Source organism: Bacillus sp. S14(2024), assembly GCF_050473785.1.
In the GTDB taxonomy this organism is placed as follows: domain Bacteria; phylum Bacillota; class Bacilli; order Bacillales; family Bacillaceae_G; genus Bacillus_A; species Bacillus_A yunxiaonensis.
In genome coordinates this window covers 522047-543184 of record NZ_JBFLUP010000006.1, presented here as the reverse complement: position 1 = coordinate 543184, position 21138 = coordinate 522047, and the positions used below count along the sequence as shown (strand labels likewise).

At 37.9% G+C, this 21138-nt stretch carries 23 protein-coding genes; 7 read left to right on the top strand and 16 right to left on the bottom strand.

Annotated elements, in window-relative coordinates:
* Window positions 1-176: 176 nt before the first annotated feature.
* The 4 genes from AB1279_RS02970 to AB1279_RS02955 all read right to left on the bottom strand — a co-directional run bounded on the left by AB1279_RS02970 (window position 177) and on the right by AB1279_RS02955 (window position 3741).
* Complete coding sequence (locus AB1279_RS02970) at window positions 177-1529, bottom strand: HAMP domain-containing sensor histidine kinase (protein WP_429757776.1); 1353 nt, start codon at window positions 1527-1529, stop codon at window positions 177-179.
* Window positions 1526-2200: a response regulator transcription factor gene (locus tag AB1279_RS02965; RefSeq protein ID WP_429757775.1), complete on the bottom strand. Its 675-nt coding sequence runs from the start codon at window positions 2198-2200 to the stop codon at window positions 1526-1528. Before AB1279_RS02965 ends, AB1279_RS02970 begins: the two co-directional genes overlap by 4 nt.
* Before the next feature lie 618 nt (window positions 2201-2818).
* Window positions 2819-3376: a superoxide dismutase family protein gene (locus AB1279_RS02960; RefSeq protein WP_429753317.1), complete on the bottom strand. Its 558-nt coding sequence runs from the start codon at window positions 3374-3376 to the stop codon at window positions 2819-2821.
* 188 nt (window positions 3377-3564) lie between these two features.
* Window positions 3565-3741 (bottom strand): hypothetical protein, encoded by a 177-nt coding sequence (locus AB1279_RS02955; protein ID WP_336482490.1) that lies wholly within the window; start codon window positions 3739-3741, stop codon window positions 3565-3567.
* Between the two features lie 126 nt (window positions 3742-3867).
* Here AB1279_RS02955 and AB1279_RS02950 point away from each other — a divergent pair, with 126 nt between their 5' ends.
* Window positions 3868-4251, top strand: a complete 384-nt coding sequence (locus tag AB1279_RS02950; RefSeq protein WP_429753315.1) for a kinase-associated lipoprotein B — start codon at window positions 3868-3870, stop codon at window positions 4249-4251.
* A 59-nt stretch (window positions 4252-4310) separates the two neighbouring features.
* Here AB1279_RS02950 and kapD read toward each other — a convergent pair whose 3' ends face one another.
* A complete protein-coding gene (kapD, locus tag AB1279_RS02945) occupies window positions 4311-4934 on the bottom strand; it encodes a 3'-5' exonuclease KapD (RefSeq protein ID WP_429753314.1) in 624 nt (207 codons plus the stop codon).
* A gap of 330 nt (window positions 4935-5264) precedes the next feature.
* On the opposite strand from kapD, the gene AB1279_RS02940 reads away from it, so the two are divergent.
* Complete coding sequence (locus AB1279_RS02940; protein WP_429757774.1) at window positions 5265-6590, top strand: ArsB/NhaD family transporter; 1326 nt, start codon at window positions 5265-5267, stop codon at window positions 6588-6590.
* Window positions 6591-6645: 55 nt separating this feature from the next.
* On the opposite strand, the gene AB1279_RS02935 is transcribed toward AB1279_RS02940, so the two are convergent.
* The gene (locus tag AB1279_RS02935; RefSeq protein ID WP_429757773.1) at window positions 6646-7134 is read right to left on the bottom strand and encodes a hypothetical protein; all 489 of its coding nucleotides are present in this window, start codon (window positions 7132-7134) and stop codon (window positions 6646-6648) included.
* 144 nt (window positions 7135-7278) lie between these two features.
* Here AB1279_RS02935 and AB1279_RS02930 point away from each other — a divergent pair, with 144 nt between their 5' ends.
* Both AB1279_RS02930 and AB1279_RS02925 read left to right on the top strand, forming a co-directional pair.
* The gene (locus tag AB1279_RS02930) at window positions 7279-7962 is read left to right on the top strand and encodes a DNA alkylation repair protein (RefSeq protein WP_429757772.1); all 684 of its coding nucleotides are present in this window, start codon (window positions 7279-7281) and stop codon (window positions 7960-7962) included.
* A gap of 398 nt (window positions 7963-8360) precedes the next feature.
* Complete coding sequence (locus AB1279_RS02925) at window positions 8361-9737, top strand: glycine--tRNA ligase (RefSeq protein ID WP_429757771.1); 1377 nt, start codon at window positions 8361-8363, stop codon at window positions 9735-9737.
* A gap of 104 nt (window positions 9738-9841) precedes the next feature.
* On the opposite strand, the gene AB1279_RS02920 is transcribed toward AB1279_RS02925, so the two are convergent.
* Entirely contained in the window at window positions 9842-10225 is a 384-nt protein-coding gene (locus AB1279_RS02920) for a hotdog fold thioesterase (protein WP_429757770.1), read from the bottom strand.
* Between the two features lie 94 nt (window positions 10226-10319).
* On the opposite strand from AB1279_RS02920, the gene AB1279_RS02915 reads away from it, so the two are divergent.
* Both AB1279_RS02915 and AB1279_RS02910 read left to right on the top strand, forming a co-directional pair.
* On the top strand, window positions 10320-11063 hold the full coding sequence (locus tag AB1279_RS02915; RefSeq protein ID WP_429757769.1) for a DUF3298 and DUF4163 domain-containing protein: 744 nt from the start codon (window positions 10320-10322) through the stop codon (window positions 11061-11063).
* A gap of 50 nt (window positions 11064-11113) precedes the next feature.
* On the top strand, window positions 11114-11707 hold the full coding sequence (locus AB1279_RS02910) for a biotin transporter BioY (protein ID WP_429757768.1): 594 nt from the start codon (window positions 11114-11116) through the stop codon (window positions 11705-11707).
* Window positions 11708-11747: 40 nt separating this feature from the next.
* Here AB1279_RS02910 and galU read toward each other — a convergent pair whose 3' ends face one another.
* Window positions 11748-12632 carry a UTP--glucose-1-phosphate uridylyltransferase GalU gene (gene galU / locus AB1279_RS02905; protein WP_429753306.1) on the bottom strand — a complete coding sequence of 295 codons (885 nt, stop codon included), beginning with the start codon at window positions 12630-12632 and terminating at the stop codon, window positions 11748-11750.
* A gap of 193 nt (window positions 12633-12825) precedes the next feature.
* Window positions 12826-14550: a phospho-sugar mutase gene (locus tag AB1279_RS02900; protein WP_429757767.1), complete on the bottom strand. Its 1725-nt coding sequence runs from the start codon at window positions 14548-14550 to the stop codon at window positions 12826-12828.
* 156 nt (window positions 14551-14706) lie between these two features.
* On the opposite strand from AB1279_RS02900, the gene cdaS reads away from it, so the two are divergent.
* Window positions 14707-15312 (top strand): sporulation-specific diadenylate cyclase CdaS, encoded by a 606-nt coding sequence (gene cdaS, locus AB1279_RS02895; RefSeq protein ID WP_429753304.1) that lies wholly within the window; start codon window positions 14707-14709, stop codon window positions 15310-15312.
* Window positions 15313-15338: 26 nt separating this feature from the next.
* Here the strand turns inward: cdaS and AB1279_RS02890 are convergent, their stop codons facing one another.
* The 7 genes from AB1279_RS02890 to AB1279_RS02860 form a co-directional block, all read right to left on the bottom strand.
* A complete protein-coding gene (locus tag AB1279_RS02890; RefSeq protein ID WP_429757766.1) occupies window positions 15339-15569 on the bottom strand; it encodes a hypothetical protein in 231 nt (76 codons plus the stop codon).
* 99 nt (window positions 15570-15668) lie between these two features.
* On the bottom strand, window positions 15669-17153 hold the full coding sequence (locus AB1279_RS02885; RefSeq protein WP_429757765.1) for a leucyl aminopeptidase: 1485 nt from the start codon (window positions 17151-17153) through the stop codon (window positions 15669-15671).
* Between the two features lie 62 nt (window positions 17154-17215).
* Window positions 17216-17596 (bottom strand): DUF309 domain-containing protein, encoded by a 381-nt coding sequence (locus AB1279_RS02880; protein WP_429753301.1) that lies wholly within the window; start codon window positions 17594-17596, stop codon window positions 17216-17218.
* 90 nt (window positions 17597-17686) lie between these two features.
* Window positions 17687-18313: a 3D domain-containing protein gene (locus AB1279_RS02875; RefSeq protein WP_429757764.1), complete on the bottom strand. Its 627-nt coding sequence runs from the start codon at window positions 18311-18313 to the stop codon at window positions 17687-17689.
* A gap of 209 nt (window positions 18314-18522) precedes the next feature.
* On the bottom strand, window positions 18523-18840 hold the full coding sequence (locus AB1279_RS02870; RefSeq protein WP_429757763.1) for a YuiB family protein: 318 nt from the start codon (window positions 18838-18840) through the stop codon (window positions 18523-18525).
* Window positions 18841-18861: 21 nt separating this feature from the next.
* The gene (locus AB1279_RS02865) at window positions 18862-19356 is read right to left on the bottom strand and encodes an NUDIX domain-containing protein (RefSeq protein WP_429757762.1); all 495 of its coding nucleotides are present in this window, start codon (window positions 19354-19356) and stop codon (window positions 18862-18864) included.
* A gap of 349 nt (window positions 19357-19705) precedes the next feature.
* Complete coding sequence (locus AB1279_RS02860) at window positions 19706-20914, bottom strand: NAD(P)/FAD-dependent oxidoreductase (RefSeq protein ID WP_429753298.1); 1209 nt, start codon at window positions 20912-20914, stop codon at window positions 19706-19708.
* Window positions 20915-21138: the final 224 nt, after the last annotated feature.

The window sequence follows — 21138 nt, the reverse complement described above, 5'->3', positions numbered from 1 at the left end:
ATGAAACTAACCGAATGGGGTATTGGCACTTATTTATGTTTCAAAATTTAACCCCACCATCATTCTAATCAGCGAAGATTAAAATAATGGTGGGGTCTAGTTTAAATTCCGTTTAACTTTTATCAAGCGTCCAGAGGCTATTTCGTGCCCCCTTACGCTTAGAATTGGGATTTCATTTACACTTCAATTTTTTCACATAGATAAATGCGAGTGCCGTTCGTCGAACTTGTTATTTTCCATTCCAGATTCATGTCTTGGAGCATCAATGAAACAATTGATAAGCCGATCCCAGCTCCTTTTTCACTGGAGACGCTATCCATTCCAGGTCCTTTGTCCTCAATAACAATAGCAGTTCTTCCATCTAACTCTTCCAAACTTACACCAACATACCGTCCAGCTTTTGCGTGTCTAACAACGTTCTGGAATAGATTATCTAATATACGGGTAAACCAGTGCGGATCAACATTCCACATTAAAGCTTTTTCTGCCAAATGAACTTCTACTTCGAATCCTTCCTTTTCAAATACAGGAAACCACCCTGCGGCAGAAGTCCGGGTTAATCGGATAATATCTGTCTTCTTCTGTTGCAAAGTATATTTTCCTGCCGATAATAACGTGTAGGAAAGAAGGTTTTCGAGCAATTGGCTAAGAGCATCTACCTTTCTTTCAATCAAATGAAGCGATTCCCTCCCTTTAGGAGATAAAGTTTCCTTTTGTAATGAATAAGCATGTCCACGGATGGTGGTAAGTGGTGTCCGTAAATCGTGTGATATATTAGCAATCCATTGTTTACGAAGACCCTCCTCCTCCTGTTCACGTTCCCTGCTGTTTGTCAACTCGTCAATCATATGATTGAATGCCGACCCTAGTTGCGCGATTTCGTCCTTTTTACGAACGAGAATTTTCTGAGGAATGCCATTCTGATCAACTTCGGCCATTGCGGTTTGTAGTTGAACGAGCCGCCTGCGAATTTTCGAGAAAAATACCCAAGATGCAATTAGAAAAATTGCAAAGACAAGCGCAGCATATACTAGCAAAAACTTATCATCGATGGCGGACAGGTTGGGTGGTTTTGTAACAGAAAGAGGGACTTGAAAAACCATAAAGCCTTGGCTCTGGTCGTCGCCAATGAAAGCAATCATTGTGAACAGGTCATTATCAACATTTTTCTTCATAAATTTCGTGCTTTCCTGAAACGTCCATTGGTCAGGTATACTCTGTTTTTCGGGAAGCTTGAGCTGCGTTTTGCCTGCGGCGTCAACCCAGAACATTGTCGCCATTGAATATCGTTCTTTTAACGAACGGAGTTGTTTATCCACTTGATCCGGGGGCGCCCCGTTCAACTTTGCTGCCTCATCATTCCACATTTGTTCCAACTTTTTTGTATCCATATACTTGACCTTTTGTTGCATATCCTTGTCTAGTGTATATTTCGGCAAGTAATAAAGAGGTAAAACAAACGGCCATAAAACGAGCGCAGTTGTAATGATCAACAAATATCTAGCTAACAGCGAATGTCGGAATTTCATTGTTTCACCCTGTATCCAATACCGCGAATTGTTTCAATTATTTGTGGCTGACTTGGCTCCTGCTCTATTTTTTCGCGTAAATGGCGGATATGTACCATTAAGGTTTTATCTCCTTCGATATATGGATTTCCCCATACGGCCTCATAAATTTGTTCTTTTGTTAAAATTTGGTTTGGATGACGAAGTAAATAGGTGAAAATTTGAAACTGCTTAGCCGTAAGTATGACATCATTATTCGACCTGGAATCCACAATACGGTTCTCATTCAAATAAATGCGAAGATGTGATAGTACAATGAGCGGAGAGCATATCTTGTCAAACCGTCTGAGAAGCACTTCCACCCGTGCCGCGAGTTCATCGGGGTGAAAAGGCTTTGTCATATAATCATCCGCAAATCGGAGCCCCTGCAACTTATCATCAATCGATGATCTAGCGGATAGCATTAAAATAGGTGTCTTTGGAAATTCCTTTTTCAACCGCTGCCCAACTGAAAAGCCATCCAATCCTGGAAGCATAATATCAAGAATTACTAGGTCGATTTCCGCCATATGTTCAATGGCACCTTCACCTGAAGTAATCCAAGTTACCTGATAGCCCCGTTCGAATAAATCTTCACATACCCAAGCACCAATTTCCTTATTGTCCTCAATATATAAAAGTTTCTTTTTCATGTAATCTCCTTTCTTTATCCTCCACCTATCTTCTGTAGAAAAGCGGAAGCGGCTCGCCCAGAATCGCAGGACGTTGTAGCACCCGACAGAGAGGCGCTTTTTGTCTCGTCCGAGGGGGCGAAACGACCGGAGATTCTAGCCGCTAGAGCTGGACAATGAAGAAATGCGGAAGTGGCTCGTTCAGAATGTGAGGGGGATGGAGCTTCTGACGTAGAGGTGTTTTTTACCTCGTAGGAAGAAGCGAAGCCACCGAACATTCTAGCCACTGGAGCTGGACAGCGTTTCTCTCTGAATCTTGAAATGAGGGTCTTACTGTCCACAAATATAGGGATAAAATGGAAATATTATATATTAATAGGTTATATGAATACAAACTGAGGTATCAAGTAGTAAAACAAATATTTTCAGGTGATAAAGTGAAACTTCCATGTTCGTTCTTCGACAGCTGCTTGTCGTCGTGAAATTGTCCGCCGTTGCTTTAGCGGATGTCGCACGCAAATATGAGTTCTTTGTGCCCGCATCCAAGAACTTGTATCAACGATTTTAACATCAAAATATATAAAGGCTGCCGAGACTTTCACGGCAGCCTTTAAACGTTCAGTTTTCCGAACGTTTTCTTTATTTCCCTTTTTCTTTTTCCTTTTTTATATCCGAAGCTTTTTTCACAATCACACCGCATGCAATTCGTTTTCCTGAATTTCCAGTCGGTTGTGTCATCCCGTCATCTGCATTTTCTGTAATAATAAGTGATGCACCGTCTTTTCTGTGCATCGTTGTTTTTCCTTCTTTTAAAGACACTTGCGGCGCAGTAATATCCGCCTTAATCTTTCCCTGACCATCTGCAATTACATTCGGTAAGTCTCCGTTTTCAGACCCTTTCGGATGTAATAATCCATGCTTCTTTTTTTTCTCGAGATTAAAATGATTTCCAGAAGAAGCAAAGTCCGGTGCTTTGCATTCACCTATTTCATGAATATGTACTCCGTGTGCACCAGGCGTAAATCCTTCTGCTTTAATAGAAATCTTTACACCGCTTGTCTGCTGAGTGACCTTAGCTGTTCCAACTTTATCTCCAGAAGCATTGTAAAGCTTCACTTCTATTTCTGTCGGTTTCCCTTTCGCACATCCAGCAAAGAGAACAGCTGCGAAACATCCCAATACGAGTTGCTTTTTCATCCGTATTCCCTCCAAACTCATTCTGTTCTTATATTGTCCGAGCCTAGAAGGAAACATACAAAAGCAACTTATCCCGCTGCTTATGAACGCTAGCTTTAAACCAATTCTCGATGAAGAAGCGTCCATAAGAACCCGGATTCGTGAGGGCTAACCTTTTGGAGGAGTACGCTCCAAAAGGAAGTTTCGCTTTACCGTTCTTCTCGTCCCATGATACGTTTTTCCATCTCTTGCAAATTCTTTGCTTCTCGTTCTGATGATTTAATAAACATACGCCACGTAGCAACTGCTCCGATAAGAAATAGTACACATACAATAGCAGGTATAATATATTCTGTCTTGTCTTCTGGAAAGTATAAAGGCATCATAAATCTTCACTCCTTTGTTCATTCCTCTTATACAACCGATTATACAGAACTTTCAGTCAAAATAAAAATTCCTTCTCCTTTGACTCCTTCTCTTTCATTGCTTACTATGAGAAAGAGGTGAAAAACATGAATGAAACATTCCAAATTGGTGATGTCGTAACAGGCATTTACAAAACGGGTAAGTACATTGGCGAAATTACAAATGTTCGTCCACAACATTATCTTGTAAAAGTGCTCGCAGTTGTAAAACATCCAATGCAAGGCGACCTACATAATGTAAAACAAGCTGACGTTCCCTTTTTCCATGAACGCCGCGCCTTAGCATTTCGTGAACAAACAAATATCCCGCAGCAAATGGTCAAGCACTATGAAGGTGAAGTGCCTGATTATAAAGAATCGCTTCAAAAAGCATTAACAGAACAAATGCGACAATTACAAGAAGACGACTCTCCATTTGCAGAGCGAAGCTTACAAATGCTAGAACAATTAAAGCATGATTATCAATTGTAAGATTAGTAGTGCTAAACAAACAAAACAGCCAAATTACAATTATAATTGTAATTTGGCTGTTATTGTGCACTTACCTTTTTTAATACTTTCGAAAAGTCTACAAGCTCGCCAAGTGTTGGAGGAGCTGGTTTTACTAAGTATTGCTTATCTTTCTCAACAAGTTTAAAAATGTTATATGTCGTCATCGCATCATCTAACGCACAGTGATGCTTACCTGTACCAACCTTTCCATATGCTTCAATAGCTTTCCATAATCCAGTTTGGTTGCGGTCCCCAAAAAAACGCTTATACTCTAATGATAAATCACGGCACTGCCCCGCAAATGGATACGGAATATGCGCTACTTCGCAATTATGTTTCAGCACTCTCATATCCATATTTCCCCACGTCACAACTGTTGTACTGCAACGTTTATCATAGTTTGCTAGCTTTTCAACAAGTGTTGCAAATGAAATCCCATCGTCCACTGCTTTTTGCTGAATTCCTAAAAACTTTTTACACCGATCTGTTAACGTTGAAAAAGTTTCCGGTTTTACATAAGAAGAATACGTATCAACTACAACATGATTTACAACCGAGACAATTCCTACTTCAATAATTTCCGGAAAAAATCCTTTTGGCTTTTTTCGATTCTGAGGCATCGTAAACTCAAAATCTAAAAATAATAATTGTTGTTCATCCATACGATCCCTTCCTTATAAATTTTTCCATATTCATCCATTATATCACAACAAATAACCACGAACATGTTTACATGCATGAATCCTAATTGCGAAAGAGGAAGCGTCCATAAAAGCCCGAGTGGTTCAATAAGATGTATCTTATATATATGTCAAATAGCAGCAAATATTTTCAAAAACAAGAAAATAGCTCAATTCATTTGTGCAGAAAATATGACAAAATAAACGCTTTCGTTTACATCTTACATTTTTCTACTTTATAATGGCTTTAATTGTGTTTATTACAGAGTTGTATCAAATAATAAGAATAACTACTGAGAGGAGATGGGATTTTTGCACGAAACAACACAAGAAATTGCAAACTGGCAATACTATTTTGCAATTGCTGTCTTTTTAGTTACATATGCCATCATCATTTCTGAAAAAATTAACCGTGCTGTCATCGCGCTACTTGGTGCAGCCTTAATGGTAATTGTAGGAGTTGTTGATTTACATAACGCTTTTACGAAGCATATTGAATGGGGAACGATTACCTTACTCATTGGTATGATGATTTTAGTTAACATTACGAGTAAATCAGGGGTCTTTCAATATGTTGCGATTAAATCGGCTAAGAAAGCGAAAGGAAATCCAATTCGGATTTTAATTATTCTTTCTTTACTAACTGCAGTTGGCTCCGCTTTTTTAGACAACGTAACAACTGTTCTTCTCGTTGTACCAGTTACACTCTCTATCACACGTATTTTACAAGTAAATCCTGTTCCGTATTTACTATCAGAAATTATTTTCTCAAATATCGGTGGAACAGCTACACTTATCGGTGACCCTCCAAATATTATGATTGGTTCTGCAAATAAACATTTAGACTTTAATACTTTCTTAGTGAACTTAGCTCCGATTGTGGTCATCATTATTGCAGTGACAGCAGTTATGCTGTATTTCATGTACAGAAAACAATTAGTCGCTGATCCAATCCAAATTAAAAAGTTAATGAGCCTAGATGAAAAGCAGTACATTAAAGATCCAGTACTTATGAAAAAATCACTAACTGTACTGGGGCTTACAATCATCGGATTCATGACACATTCTATTTTTCACGTTGATGCAGCGATTATCGCCTTAACAGGAGCAACAGTATTAATGTTAATCGGTGTAAAAGAGCATGAAATTGAAGATGTATTTGCTAATATAGAATGGGTTACAATTTTCTTCTTTGCTGGCTTATTCGTACTTGTTGGCGGTCTTATCGATATTGGTTTAATTAAATCGTTAGCACAGCAAGTATTAAATATAACTGGCGGTGACATTTCCTTCGCTGCTGTACTTATTTTATGGGTATCTGGCATCGCTTCGGCAACGATTGATAATATCCCATTCGTTGCAACAATGATTCCGCTTATTAATGATATGGCAGTTGGACTCGGCTTAACACCATCTGATGCACAGGTCGACGTACTCTGGTGGGCACTTGCACTTGGTGCTTGTTTAGGAGGAAACGGCACATTAATCGGGGCATCCGCAAACGTAATCGTTGCAGGCATTGCAAACCGCGAAGGACATAGCTTTAGCTATATGGAGTTCTTAAAGGTCGGCTTCCCAATTACAATTGTTTCATTAATCATTTCGAACATTTATATTTATTTACGTTACTTAATGTAAATATGGAGCTGGATAAGAAAAACGGAAGGAAACCCCTTCCGTTTTTTTCTTATCCTCAATACCTCGGTTCATTATTCCGAATTACAAATAAGTGAATCGGAAGAAAAATAGAACATGTAATAACGTGTAGCACCGTAAATAGTACTGCATTTGTTGTGTATCTTTCTAATAGTAAATATACGATATAAATACCTAACACAATCAATAGGACTGAAGATATGGTATACAAAAATGGAATCCATCTGATAATACAGCAGGCAACATACACACCAAATAACTTCCACCCGGATTGAGGCTGCATAAATTGCGGTAATTTCTTTCCAATTAAATCTCCCCATATTTTACAATTTAAAAATGGAATAAACGCAAAGAAGGCATCTTCTAATCCATCAGCTTTTGCCATGTTATACAGCGCGAATGCTGTTAATAAATAAGCAGCTACAACCCAGACTAAAAAGATAATAACAAAAATAAGTCCTAACGCTAAAAAACCGGCTATAATCCCATCATTCGCTGTCCCACTTATTACAACTTGATCCCCCATCTCAATACCCCCTTTTAACTTAGTTCCGTTCTTTTTCTATATATTCGTAACGGAAAGTATTAAGAAGCGGATAAAAAAATTTTTATCTTTTCCAAAAAACATTACAATTAAATAAAAAAAATAAGAATAAGGAGGAGTAAACATATGCATCCTTTCACCGAAAGCTTACAAAAACATTTCGACGCACATCGCAACCGCGAAAAAGCAGAATCAATGGAACGTTATATGAAAAATCACTTTCCATTTCTCGGCATTCAAACACCAGAGCGAAAACAGTTATTTCGTGAAGTACTACAAAACAATGAAGTACCAAATGTAGCAGACCTTCCTGTTATTCTTCATGAACTATGGGCATTGCCAGAACGAGAATTCCAAATGCTCGCTTTAACTCTACTAGATAAATATCGCAAACATTTAAATGAAACACATTTACCACTCTTAGAAGAACTCATTACTACAAAATCATGGTGGGATTCTGTGGATATGCTTGCAAGTCATTTTGTCGGCCTCATCTTGGCGGCGCATCCCCATTTAATCGAACCGTATGTGCAAAAGTGGATGACTTCTAACAATATGTGGCTGCAACGAACATGCCTTTTATTCCAGCTTAAGTATAAAGAAAAAACGGATACGGAACTCCTCTTCTCTTTAATTGAACAACTCAGTCACTCTAAAGAATTTTTCATTCAAAAAGCAATTGGCTGGGTACTTCGTGAATACGCAAAAACAAATCCGCAAGCTGTATGGGAATTCGTACAAACACATCATCTTGCACCGCTTAGTAAACGTGAAGCTATTAAACATATCAAAAATGTATTCGAACAGTAATTTTTGGGCTATACTACATACTAGATACTGCATATACTAGGCTAAACACGTCTCTCTATTGTGAATTAGAAAAGAACATGATAAAATATGGTCATCTATTTTTTAAATATGGTAGCGATGAAGGACAAATAAGTACTTGCAAAAACGAAGCGATTCAGGGATGGTGAAAGCCTGAAACTGCAAGGAAAAAGGCAGTCCCGAGCAATACAATATAAAGTGGACATACAATTTTGTATGTCAACTAGGGTGGAACCGCGGGCAAACGCTCGTCCCTAGGCTGAATAAGCCTAGAGACGAGCGTTTTTTTATTGAAAAGCGGATCATCCCTAATTATCACTTCTACAAGTACTACTCTATCCTTCATCGCCAATACGTTACCTTTCAAGGAGGAATGGAAAATGGCTTCAATGGAACAAATCGTAAACTTAGCAAAACATCGTGGTTTTGTTTTCCCGGGTTCTGAAATTTACGGCGGTCTTGCAAATACTTGGGATTACGGTCCACTTGGTATCGAATTAAAAAACAACGTGAAAAAAGCTTGGTGGAAAAAATTCATTCAAGAATCTCCGTATAACGTAGGTTTAGACGCAGCAATTTTAATGAACCCAAAAACTTGGGTAGCATCTGGTCACGTTGGAAACTTCAACGATCCAATGATCGACTGTAAAAAATGTAAAGCGCGCCACCGTGCTGACAAATTAATCGAAGATGCTTTAGATGCAAAAGGCATCGAAATGATTGTTGACGGTCTTACTTTCGATCAAATGGCTGGATTAATGAAAGAACACGAAGTAAAATGCCCAGATTGCGGTAGCGAAGACTTCACTGAAATTCGTCAGTTTAACTTAATGTTTAAAACATTCCAAGGTGTTACTGAATCTAGCACAAACGAAATTTTCCTTCGTCCTGAAACAGCACAAGGTATTTTCGTAAACTTCAAAAACGTTCAACGCTCTATGCGTAAAAAGCTTCCATTTGGTATCGGCCAAATCGGTAAAAGCTTCCGTAATGAAATTACACCTGGTAACTTTACATTCCGTACGCGTGAGTTTGAACAAATGGAACTTGAATTCTTCTGCAAACCTGGCGACGATTTAGAATGGTTCACATTCTGGCGCAACACTTGTAAAAACTGGCTTCTTACACTTGGTATGAACGAAGAAAGTATGCGTCTTCGCGACCACGGTGAGGAAGAATTATCTCATTACAGTAACGCAACAACTGATATCGAATTTAAATTCCCATTTGGCTGGGGCGAACTTTGGGGCATCGCGTCTCGTACAGACTTTGACTTAAACCGTCATATGGAGCATTCTACTGAAGACTTTAACTACGTAGACCCACAAACGAATGAGCGTTACGTACCATACTGCATCGAGCCATCTCTTGGCGCAGACCGCGTAACATTAGCATTCTTATGTGATGCATACGAAGAAGAGCAATTAGAAAACGATTCTCGTACAGTTCTTCGTTTCCATCCAGCATTAGCACCATTTAAAGCAGCAATTCTGCCGCTTTCTAAAAAGCTATCTGAAGGTGCTGGGGAAGTGTTCGCAGAACTTGCAAAAGACTTCATGGTAGACTTCGATGAAACAGGTTCTATCGGTAAACGTTACCGTCGTCAAGACGAAATCGGTACACCATTCTGTATCACTTATGACTTCGACTCTGTTGAAGACAAAGCAGTTACAGTACGTGACCGTGACACAATGGAACAAGTACGTATGCCAATTAGCGAATTAAAAGGCTTCTTAGAGAAAAAAATCCAGTTTTAATTCGAAAAGCAGAAGCGGATCGCTCAAAACGTGAAGACGCTGGAGCTCCTGTTCTAGCTGCTTTTCTATATAAAAATAAAAGGTTGACCACAAAGGTCAACCTTTTATTTTGCTCGTTTCTCTTTTACCGCAACTGTACATCTTGAAATACAAATTAAAGTATTGTCTTCATCAATAATTCGAATATCCCAAACCATTGTCGTCTTTCCTTTATGAAGCGGGGTTCCAATTGCTGTTACAATTCCTTCTCGTTTTGAATGTAAATGATTTGCATTAATTTCAAGGCCAAAGCACAAATATTTATCTTGATCAATTAAATTATACGTACCAACACTTGCAACTGTTTCTGCTAGAGCGACAGATGCTCCTCCGTGTAAAAAACCAAATGGCTGATGCGTACTTCCATGTACCGGCATTGTCGCTACAACCTTCTCCTCTGTCATTTCTAATAATTCAATACCTAACGCTTCCATTAATGTTTTAGGCATACGACTATCCCCTTTCGAATTACCAAAAAATGCATAATATTATCTATTTCTTTTCAAACTATCAGTAAGTCTATAATACATGGAGGTACATTTCATGAAGAAACTATTATATATTATATTGTTTTTTTGCTTCTCCATCGCTATTGTACCAAAAAATGCAATAGCAGCCCAACCATCTAACCTTACAATTAAAGTTCATACTATGACCCAAAAAGGTAAAAACCCTTATTTTGAATATCAACTCAATTATCCACAATTTCATAATATTCCAGATGAACAATTTCAAAAAAAATTAAATACATATTATGAAAAAAGCACAAACCAGTTTAAAAAGAAATTAGAAAAAGATGCGAAAGCATATTATAAACAATCAAAAGAGACAGATGCTCCATTCCATCCATACATCGCGAACGTTGACTACAAAGTAGGATTAAATAAGTTTCCATTACTCAGTCTATATGTAAATCGTTATCAATATACGGGCGGCGCTCATGGCATGTACGAGTGGAAAGCAAATACATTCGATCTAGAGAAAAACAAACCGCTTCGCTTAGCAGATTTATTTCAAGAAGATAGTCAATATGAAACAATCATTAAAACAGAAATTGTTAGACAAATTGAACAAAATAAGGAAAACTTCTTCCCTGATGCTGCCGAGAAAGTAATGAGCGAAAAAAAACTGAAGTACGTTTTAGAACAAAACCATCTCATGATTTACTTTCCGCTGTACGAAATTGCACCGTATGTAAGCGGCATTCCACAATTCCGTATTCCTTATACGCTGCTTCGTGAAGTATTAAAGCCAAGGTATCAAAATATTCTAATTGACAATGCATAGATACATTCAGTACGATAATGTTAACTACAAAACAACAGGAGGTTAACATTATGAACAAACTTCGTGCATCTGACTTAGCCTTAGCCGCAATGTTTGTCGCACTTATGGCGATCGGTGCAAACATTACATCTTGGGCACCATTTCTACAAGTTGCTGGTGTTCCGCTTTCTATGCAACCGTTCTTTGCTATTTTAGCTGGTCTCCTTCTTGGAAGCAGAATCGGAGCCTTATCTATGATTGTTTATGCACTAGTTGGAATTGCAGGAGCACCTATATTTGCTGGCTTTCAAGCTGGATTTAGTACTCTATTGAGCCCAACTGGCGGATTTATTTTTGCTTTCATTATTGTTGCCTATGTAACAGGTAAAATCGTTGAACAGGTCAAAAACCCAAAATTCGGTACATTTGCTACTGCTTCTGCTGTCGGAATTATTCTTGTCTATATTATTGGAACAACTTATATGTACTTAGCTATAAATAACTGGGCAGGCGGTCATATTAGCTACGCAGCTGCTTGGAAAATTATGATGTGGTTTGCTGTAAAAGACATCGCCTTCACTGCACTTGGAGCAATGGTTGCACCGCGCATTTATTATGCTGTGCGCCGCTCAGCTTATCAGCATTCGCATTCTACAATATCTTAAAAAAATCCCTTAGCCAAATATGGCTAAGGGATTTTCTATCTTATAATTCTTTTGTTTGTTCTTCTAGAATCTTTCTCATCATCTCAAGCATATCATCTTTTAACTCATGATGCTGAAGCGCCATTTCAATCGTTGTCTGTACGAATCCTAATTTTTCTCCAACGTCATAACGCTTTCCTTCGAAATCATATGCAAATACACGCTGAATTTCATTTAATCGTTGAATAGCATCCGTTAATTGAATTTCGCCGCCCGCTCCAATTTGCTGCTCTTCTAGGAACATAAAAATTTCTGGCGTTAACACGTAACGTCCCATAATCGCTAAATTAGATGGTGCCGTTCCTTGTACAGGTTTCTCAACGAATTGTCTTACTTGATAACGACGTCCTTCTTGCTCAAGTGGATCAATAATACCATAGCGATGTGTTTCCTGCTCCGGAACTGTTTGCACACCAATTACAGAAGAAAGTGTTTTTTCATATTCATCCATTAATTGACGTAAACATGGTTTTTCAGCTTGTACAATATCATCACCTAATAATACTGCAAACGGCTCATCACCGATAAATTTACGTGCACACCATACCGCATGTCCAAGTCCCTTTGGTTCTTTTTGACGAATATAGTGGATATCAACCATTTTAGAAGAAGCTTGTACTTTTTCAAGCAATTCATATTTCTTCTTCTCTAATAAGTTTTGTTCAAGTTCAAATGCGTTATCGAAATGATCTTCGATTGCACGTTTCCCTTTCCCCGTAACAATAATAATATCTTCAATACCAGATTTAACAGCTTCTTCTACAATATATTGAATCGTTGGTTTATCAACGATCGGGAGCATTTCTTTCGGCATCGCTTTTGTTGCTGGTAAAAAGCGTGTTCCTAAACCAGCTGCAGGAATAATCGCTTTTCTTACTTTTTTCATGTAAGGTAACCTCTTTTCTATTTTATTTCCTCATACATCTCTTTCTATTATATATGTACATGTTCTAATAGTCCTATAAAAAATTTGTCATTCCAAGCATAAAAATCCATCAATTAAACCACTTTCTTTTCTAGGAACGAAAAGAGGAGATCGTATATATCCGCTCTCCTCTCACTTATTTACTTCTATTTTATCACAGAAGATTCATAACAGCTTCTTTAATCGCTGCTAGCTTTTCTTCACTATGTTGCAAGGAATCACTCTTTACACCAAAATAGAACTTAATTTTCGGCTCTGTTCCAGATGGGCGTAGGCAGAACCAAGAACCATCACCAAGCTGGTATTTTAATACGTTTGATTTCGGTAAGTGAATTTCTGTTACATGACCATCTTTCAGAGATGTTGCCTTGCTTGCTTTGTAATCTTCTACCGCTGTTACTGTAATACCAGCTACTTCTTTCGGTGCACTTTCACGGAATGATGTCATCATCTGTTGAATCTTCTCCGCACCGTCTTTTCCTTTTAACGTAAGCGATACAAGATCCTCACGGAAATAACCATACTTGCCAAACACCTCTAATAAACCATCATACAGTGTTTTTTCTTGCGATTTATAGTATGCCGCTACTTCACAAGCAAAGAGCACAGATTGAACTGCATCTTTATCGCGGCAGAATGGACGAATTAAATATCCGTAACTTTCTTCATATCCGAACTGGAACTCATATTGTCCGCTTTCTTCGTATTGTCTAATTTTTTCACCAATAAATTTAAAACCTGTTAATGTATCAACTGTATCTAAACCATATGCTTCTGCAATTGTACGACCAATTTCAGAAGTTACAATTGTTTTTAACACAACGCCGTTACTTGGTAATGTTCCATTCTTTTTCTTTTGCGATAATAAATAATCAAGCATTAATGCACCTGTTTGGTTTCCAGTTAACACTTGATATTCACCGTTATGATCACGAACAGCAACACCAAGACGGTCTGCATCTGGATCTGTGGCAATTAATACATCTGCATCTGTTTCTAAACCGTAGCGAATCGCAAGTTCAAATGCCGCATGCTCTTCTGGGTTTGGTGATTTTACTGTAGAGAAGTTTGGATCTGGTAATTCTTGTTCTTTTACAACCGTTACATTCGTAAAGCCCGCTTCCTCTAATCCACGGCGCGCTGGAATATTTGACGTTCCATGAAGCGGTGAGAATACAATTTTTAAATCTTTGCCAACTTCTTGTACAAGCTCTTTGTTAATGATAACAGTTTGTAACTGCTTAGCATACGCATCATCAACTTCTTGTCCAATTATTTGCAATAAGCCATCTGCCTTTAATTGTTCCACATCCGCAACTGTTACTGTTAACTCATCTTCTACTGCATTAACATAATCGATAAGCTCATCAGCTTCTTTCGGTGGAAGCTGTCCGCCATCTTCTCCGTATACTTTATATCCATTATACTCAGGAGGATTATGACTTGCTGTAAGAACGATCCCACTTACTGTATGTAAATAACGCACTGCAAATGATAGCTCTGGCGTTGGACGCAAGCTTTCAAATACATATGTTTTAATACCGTGTGCACCAAGTGTTGCTGCAACTTCCATTGCGAACTCAGGAGATTTATGACGAGAATCATAAGCAACGACAACACCGCGTCTTTTCGCTTCTTCCCCTTGCTTAGCAATAAAGCGCGCTAGTCCTTCTGTCGCTTTACGAACTGTATATACATTCAGGCGATTTGTACCAACACCAATTTCTCCGCGCATACCGCCTGTACCAAACTCTAAGTTTTTATAGAAGCTGTCTTCTATTTTCTTTTCATCTTGCTGCATCGCTTCTAGCTGTTCCTTTAGTTCTGCATCTAAATTTGCAAATGACATCCAGCGACTATATTCTTGTTTCCAATCCATGTTGTCCTCTCCCCTCGATTAACATACTCCCATTATATGAAAAAAACTACACCATCCTCAATATGTTTTGACATTTAGAAAGGATATACCTTTTATATTTCTATATTTTGTGCACACTAACGATTAGAATCAATACTTCACAAAAAGGGGATTACCATGGAAGAATGGACACTATCAGAAAAACTAAAACACCAAATTAAAGAATCCATTCAAAATGTTGAAGTGGAATTAACAAAAATAAAACAAGCCTTAGATAATGAGCATGAATGTATTTTATGTAAAGTTGAGGAAATCCAACATATGCTCATGCATATTCAGGCAAACGCTGCTTCTTATTATATGAAGACATATTTATCACCATTTACCGATTGTTACATCTCCTTAACAACAGCTATGCAACACCTAGCAGAAAAAAAGCACGGTGCTTTAATTGCCATTGAAAGACAAGACGCACTCGATAACTTTATTCAATCTGGAACACCGCTCACTGCACAGCTGACGGCCCCTTTATTAGAATCCATATTCTATCCAGGCAATCCTTTGCATGACGGGGCTGTACTAATCAAGGAGAACCATATCATTTCTGCTGCTAACATTCTTCCGTTATCTCAGCGTGTAGCAAAGGAACGAAAATTAGGTACTCGGCACCGTGCTGCGATTGGCTTATCAGAAGTAAGCGATGCCTTTGTATTAGTTGTATCAGAAGAAACTGGACGTACTTCTTTTGCTTTGGATGGTACATTGTACACAATTTCTTTATGAGAAAAATTACTGTTACCTGTTTAAAATTATGTACAAGACATAACTGCTTCGTTTACGTCTTTTTTCATGATTTTCACATTACTGTCGTTATCGATTTGATATAAAATTTTATTTTTTTGTAAGCATTTCATAACATATTGATCCGAATGCTGCGCCCAAATCACATCGTAGTTTTGTTTTGAATCGTTGTAAGATATACTTACTGTCAAAAGTACGAACAAACTCATTACCGAAATAAAGACAAACATTTTCTTCATAAATAGTAGTCCTTTCAAAACATACTAAAAAATGACGTGCAAACCTTCTATCTGCTTGCACGTCATTTCATATATTATCTATACGTATTCATTCTGATCTTACTCTTCTCCAAAACGCTCAACAAGTGTTGCTAATGTGCGCACCATTGTTCCTGTTCCGCCAGCTGGACCTAAGTCGTGTGCGCTCTTTGTATCAGATGTTCCTGCGATATCTAAATGCACCCAAGGTGTTTCTTCAGCAAACTCTCCAAGGAATGTTCCTGCCATGATTGCATGACCATCGCGTCCTGGCGAATTGTTTAAATCCGCAAATTTACTATTGCGAACACGCTCTTTATCACGTTCAAAAATTGGTAATTGCCAAATTGGTTCATCTGTTTCCATCGCTGCTTCTAACATTTGCTCATAAAATGCTTCGTTATTTGTCATTGCACCTGTCGTATGGTTTCCAAGAGCAACGATAATACCGCCTGTTAGTGTTGCAACGTCAACAAGATAATTTGCACCAAGCTTTTTCGCATACGTAATACCATCAGCTAATGCTAAGCGGCCTTCTGCATCTGTATTTAATACTTCAATTGTTTTACCGCTCATTGAGGTAATCACATCATCTGGTTTAAATGCAGTTGCGCTCACCATATTGTCCGTAGAAGGAATAATCGCAACTACGTTTTGCTCTGGGCGAAGCTCACCGATAATTTCCATCGCTCCAAGAACAGCTGCTGCGCCGCCCATATCGCCTTTCATACCAACCATGCTTTCGCGCGGTTTCAAAGAATAACCACCTGTATCATATGTAATCCCTTTACCAACTAAGCCAATTACATCTGTCCACTCTTCTTTACCTTTGTATAAAAGAGCAATCATTTTTGGCGGTTCTGTAGAACCTTGGTTAACTGCAAGAAGCGCACCCATCCCAAGCTCTTCCATCTCTTCTTTCTCAAGTACTTTATAGTCCATATCATATTTTTCTGCTAACTCAACCGCATAGTCTGCTAAAGCCGTTGCCGTTAATACGTTTGGCGGCAGATTCACAAGCGTACGCGCAGAGTTTGTAGCACGGCCGTGTACATAACCAACTGTTAACGCTGCTTCAATTTCTTGTGGATCTTCTTCTGTAATAACAACAAAGCTTTCTAATTGATGTGCTTCTTTTTGATTTGTTTTATATGTTATTAATTCATATGTACCAAGGCAATATGTTTCTGCTGCAATATGCGCTACATCAATTGCGTCCATCTTTTCAGTAACGAATGAATCTAATACAAATGCTACATTTTTTACTTTTGCACCGTGTAACATTTTCGCTAACTTACCAAGTGCACTGCGCAATGTTTCTGTTGTACATCTTTCTTTTTTGCCAAGACCGACAAAATAGTAACGCTTTACATTTGTTTTCCCTAAGCTATGTACTTTAGAAATCACTTTTTTCTTCGGAGAAATTTCTTTTTCGTCTAATAGCACTTGTAACTGTCCAGCAAACGCTTGATCTAATTCTTTTACAAAACTACTCATTACCTCATCTTCAAATAAGGCTACAACTACTGCTTCATGACTTGCTAGTTCTTTTTGTATTTGAAACATGCTAGCACCCCCAGATTTTATCTGTCTCTATTATAGACTTATTTTCGGGAAAATGCGACAATTCAAACTTCTTCCATATATAAAATAAACTCTGGGAGCTGAGGCAAAGTTTGAACTTGCTCGTATGGAATTTGATTTATCTCTTTCGGTAAAATTTTGCGGCACATTTGAATAAAGTGTACGACCTTTTCAACATTCAAATTCCAATACACAGGACAATATGGAGTTAAATACTCTTCCGCTACTTCCATCATCATTCGTGCTCCCTTTATATTCCCATAGCTATAATGATATTGGGCAACTGCCATTTGCAATAAACCTTTTAAAAACAAATTCCCCCGATCTTCGAGCCACATTTCTTCCAATAAATCATGACACGTATAATAATCGCCTTCGTTATATCTTATAAAAAACTCATAATACGCTAAAGGATAGTCTTCCATTCTTTCTCTCCCTTTGCTGCGTTTTTTCCCTTCATTTCACTTTATAATTACAAGAGAATTTAAAAAAGTCCAGCGCTATAAGCGTCTAGACTATCGTTGTTTTAAATATTGGCCGCGAAACACTTGCATCGTTTCATCTTCATTTAAAAGTGTTAAATCTTCTTCTGTAAGCTTTCCATTTCCCATTTTCACAATATAAACATTCAATTTTTTCTTTCCCCATTGATTATATACATCCCGCACAGTTTCATAATACAAATCAAGGCGATTCCCTTTAATCGCACCGCCTTTATCTGCTACAACACCATAGCCATATCCAGGAACAAATAAAATTGTTCCAATCGGAAATACGCGCAAATCAGCAGCAATTGTTGAATATAAATCTCGCTTTACTTTCACACCGGAATATGTAATCCCGTACTCTGGATGCCCTTTTGTCTTCCCAGTTGACTCCATACCTGCTGTATATCCTGTTGCTGTAACTTCCATCGAACGATATTTTGACCAATCCTTTGTATTCTCAAGAGCACGAATGACTTCCATACTTGGAATTGCCCGCTTGTCTTGCTCAGCTGCGTGTACTTCTTTCACTTCATTTTTCTTATACATATGAATCATTTCAGAAAGAGAGATTCCTGACACAGCTTGCCAAGTTACACATAGTGCGGCCAAAAATAAGCAAACCATCATCACGCGAATGCTATATCGTTTTATCATTTTTATTTTCCACACTCCTTCATCATTATTGTTCCCCAACTGATGAAGAAAATACTCACAAGAAAAGTGTAAGCGTCCTGTTTAGCCACGAAAAGCGCTGGAACCCTCAAGAGTGAAGGCGCTTTTTGCCTTCGCACTTGGGGGTGAAGCGACTCGAGAGGCTGGGCGCTGAAGCTAGACAAATAAAAAAAGCTCCTAAGAAAGGAGCTTCAAAACATTTGATATCCACGTTGACGTAGTGATTTAATAACAGCACCAGATAAAGCGGCACCAACTAAGCCAGTTGATAAGATCATGATATCAGCTTTTCCAAGATGAAGAAAACTTGTCCCTAATAAAGAAAATGCTTTTTTCGGTTGTACAAAATAATCGAAGAAATCAACTTTATCAATAATAAACACACAAATAAGCGGATATACAACGACCATCACCCATGTTGCTCGTAAAATCATATTTAATAAAAAACCAATTCCAAAAAATAAGACTAAAAATAACATCATTGAAATTAATAAAACAGGTATGCTCATGATTTCTTCACCCTTTCTTACTTATCGATCTGCTCTTCCTACAAAAACGTTATATGCCGTATAACCAAACTGGTCTCCTGGATTTAACGTCTCGTCCATTTTAAAAAGCGGTGCTGGCATTGCTTCTAACAAATAACGTATTAATACTGAAGTGTTTTCATCATGTGCGATATCTTCTGGAAATAAAAATGCTCCTTCATACAATTCTCTCTTTTGGATGACAATATCTTCTCCTTTTGGCTCTAAAAGAAAAATAATCATATTATCACTAATCTCACCGCGTATCACGCCAGATCGTGCACCCATTATCCCTTTTACATTTGTGGCAATTCCTGTTTCTTCTAATACTTCACGCTGCACTGCTTGATCAATTGTTTCTCCTTCATTCACAAAACCAGCAGGCAATGACCATTTCCCTTTTAATCCACCATATTTTTTCTTAACGACAAGCCATCTGCCATCTGCTGTGATAACAAGACCGCTTACCGCCAGCCACACATTTCCTCGCTTACTCATCGTTGCAAACCCCTTCCAATCAAACGAACAGAATATTCATTCTTTTCTTTCATTATACTATAAAGTAAACCTCCCGTCAGTGGGAGTCTTACTGCCCGCGATTAGCGGGGTAAAGCCCTCGAAATGAGAATGTTTGAAAATGTGTATCCTTTATAAAAAGAAATTTTTATTTTAGAATGTTCAGTAAAATTAAATTAAGGCACATTCTATCTTTTTAATGGGGTTCCCAATTAAATATCGCCTACACTCCCTTGAAGGTTTATTAAAACAAATAGTAGAAGAGCAAAATCAGACTAAAAAATAAAAAAAGCAGAAACAGCTTACAGCCATTTCTGCTTTACATTACATATTAAAATAATTTTAACTTACCTTTTTTAAGAACTAATAAAGGTCCGCCAAGCATGAATAGGTAACGGTTGTCGATTACTTTCTTCATAAATGAAGCTTTCCAACCAGTTAATTTTTTTCCCATTACAACGCCCATTGCATCGTCGTGACCTAATGAACATACAGAACCTTTGTTATCGAATACAAACTTCTGCATTTCGCCTTTACCACGAACAAGAACAGCTAAGTTATGTGCAATATTGTAACCTTGTTGAATTGCAATTTGTGCTGTTGGTGGGTATGGACGGTTAATTTCTTCGTTAATGATTAACGCTGCATCACCAACCATGAATACTTCTTCATAACCTGGAGCATGCATGTACTCGTCCACTTTTACACGGCCGCGCATTGCTTCAAAGCCAGACTCTTCTACAATACCGTTACCGCGAACACCTGCAGCCCAAACTACAGTTGCAGCTTTCAGTAATTCTACATCGTCACCGTTTGCAACAAGAATACCTTCTTCAGTTCCTTCTTTAATTGCTGTACCGATGCGGAATTCTACACCTTTTTTCTCTAATTGTTTTACAGCGTACTCAACTAGCTCTGGATCGAAACCAGGAAGCGCTGTTGGAGCAGCCTCAACACAGATGATACGTGCTTTTTCACGAGGAACATCGTACTCTTTGCAAAGCTCAGGAACACGGTTTGCAAGTTCACCTACATACTCGATACCTGTAAATCCAGCACCGCCGACAACGATTGTAACTAACTCGTCACGTTTTTCTGAAGCATATAGAGAGAACATGTATTCCATATGCTCACGGATTTGACGAGTTGCATTAATGTTAGCAATAGAGAATGCATGCTCTTTTAATCCTTTAATACCAAACGTTTCAGACTCGAAACCAAGACCGATTACTAAATAATCATACTCTAGCTCGCCATTTTTTAAAATAACGCGCTTTTCAGCTGCTTTAATTTCTACAACTGTATCTTGTACGAAGTTTACTTTATTTGTGTCGATTACATCTTTGATTTCTAAGCGAACTTTGTCATGATGCAACGTACCAGCTGCACTTTCATGTAACCAAGTTGCTTGATAATGATAGCTGTTGTTATTTACTAATGTGATTTCAGCTTCACTTACAGATAATGTTTTTTGCAGACGAACAGTAGTAATCATTCCGCCATAACCTGCGCCTAGAACTACGATTTTTGGCTTCTTCACCCTAATCACAACCCTCTTCTTTATATAGATAGTAAAAATAATGCTAAGAATGTAAACTTTCTCACAATCTAGACAAAATAAAAAAATTAATCTTCTTTATATAGATAGTAAAAATAGCAAAAATAATGCTAAAACAATTTAAATGCTAAGAATGTAGACTTTTTCACAATCTAGACAAAATAAAAAAATTAAGTTTGAAAAATGTTACGAAATTTGTCATAAAA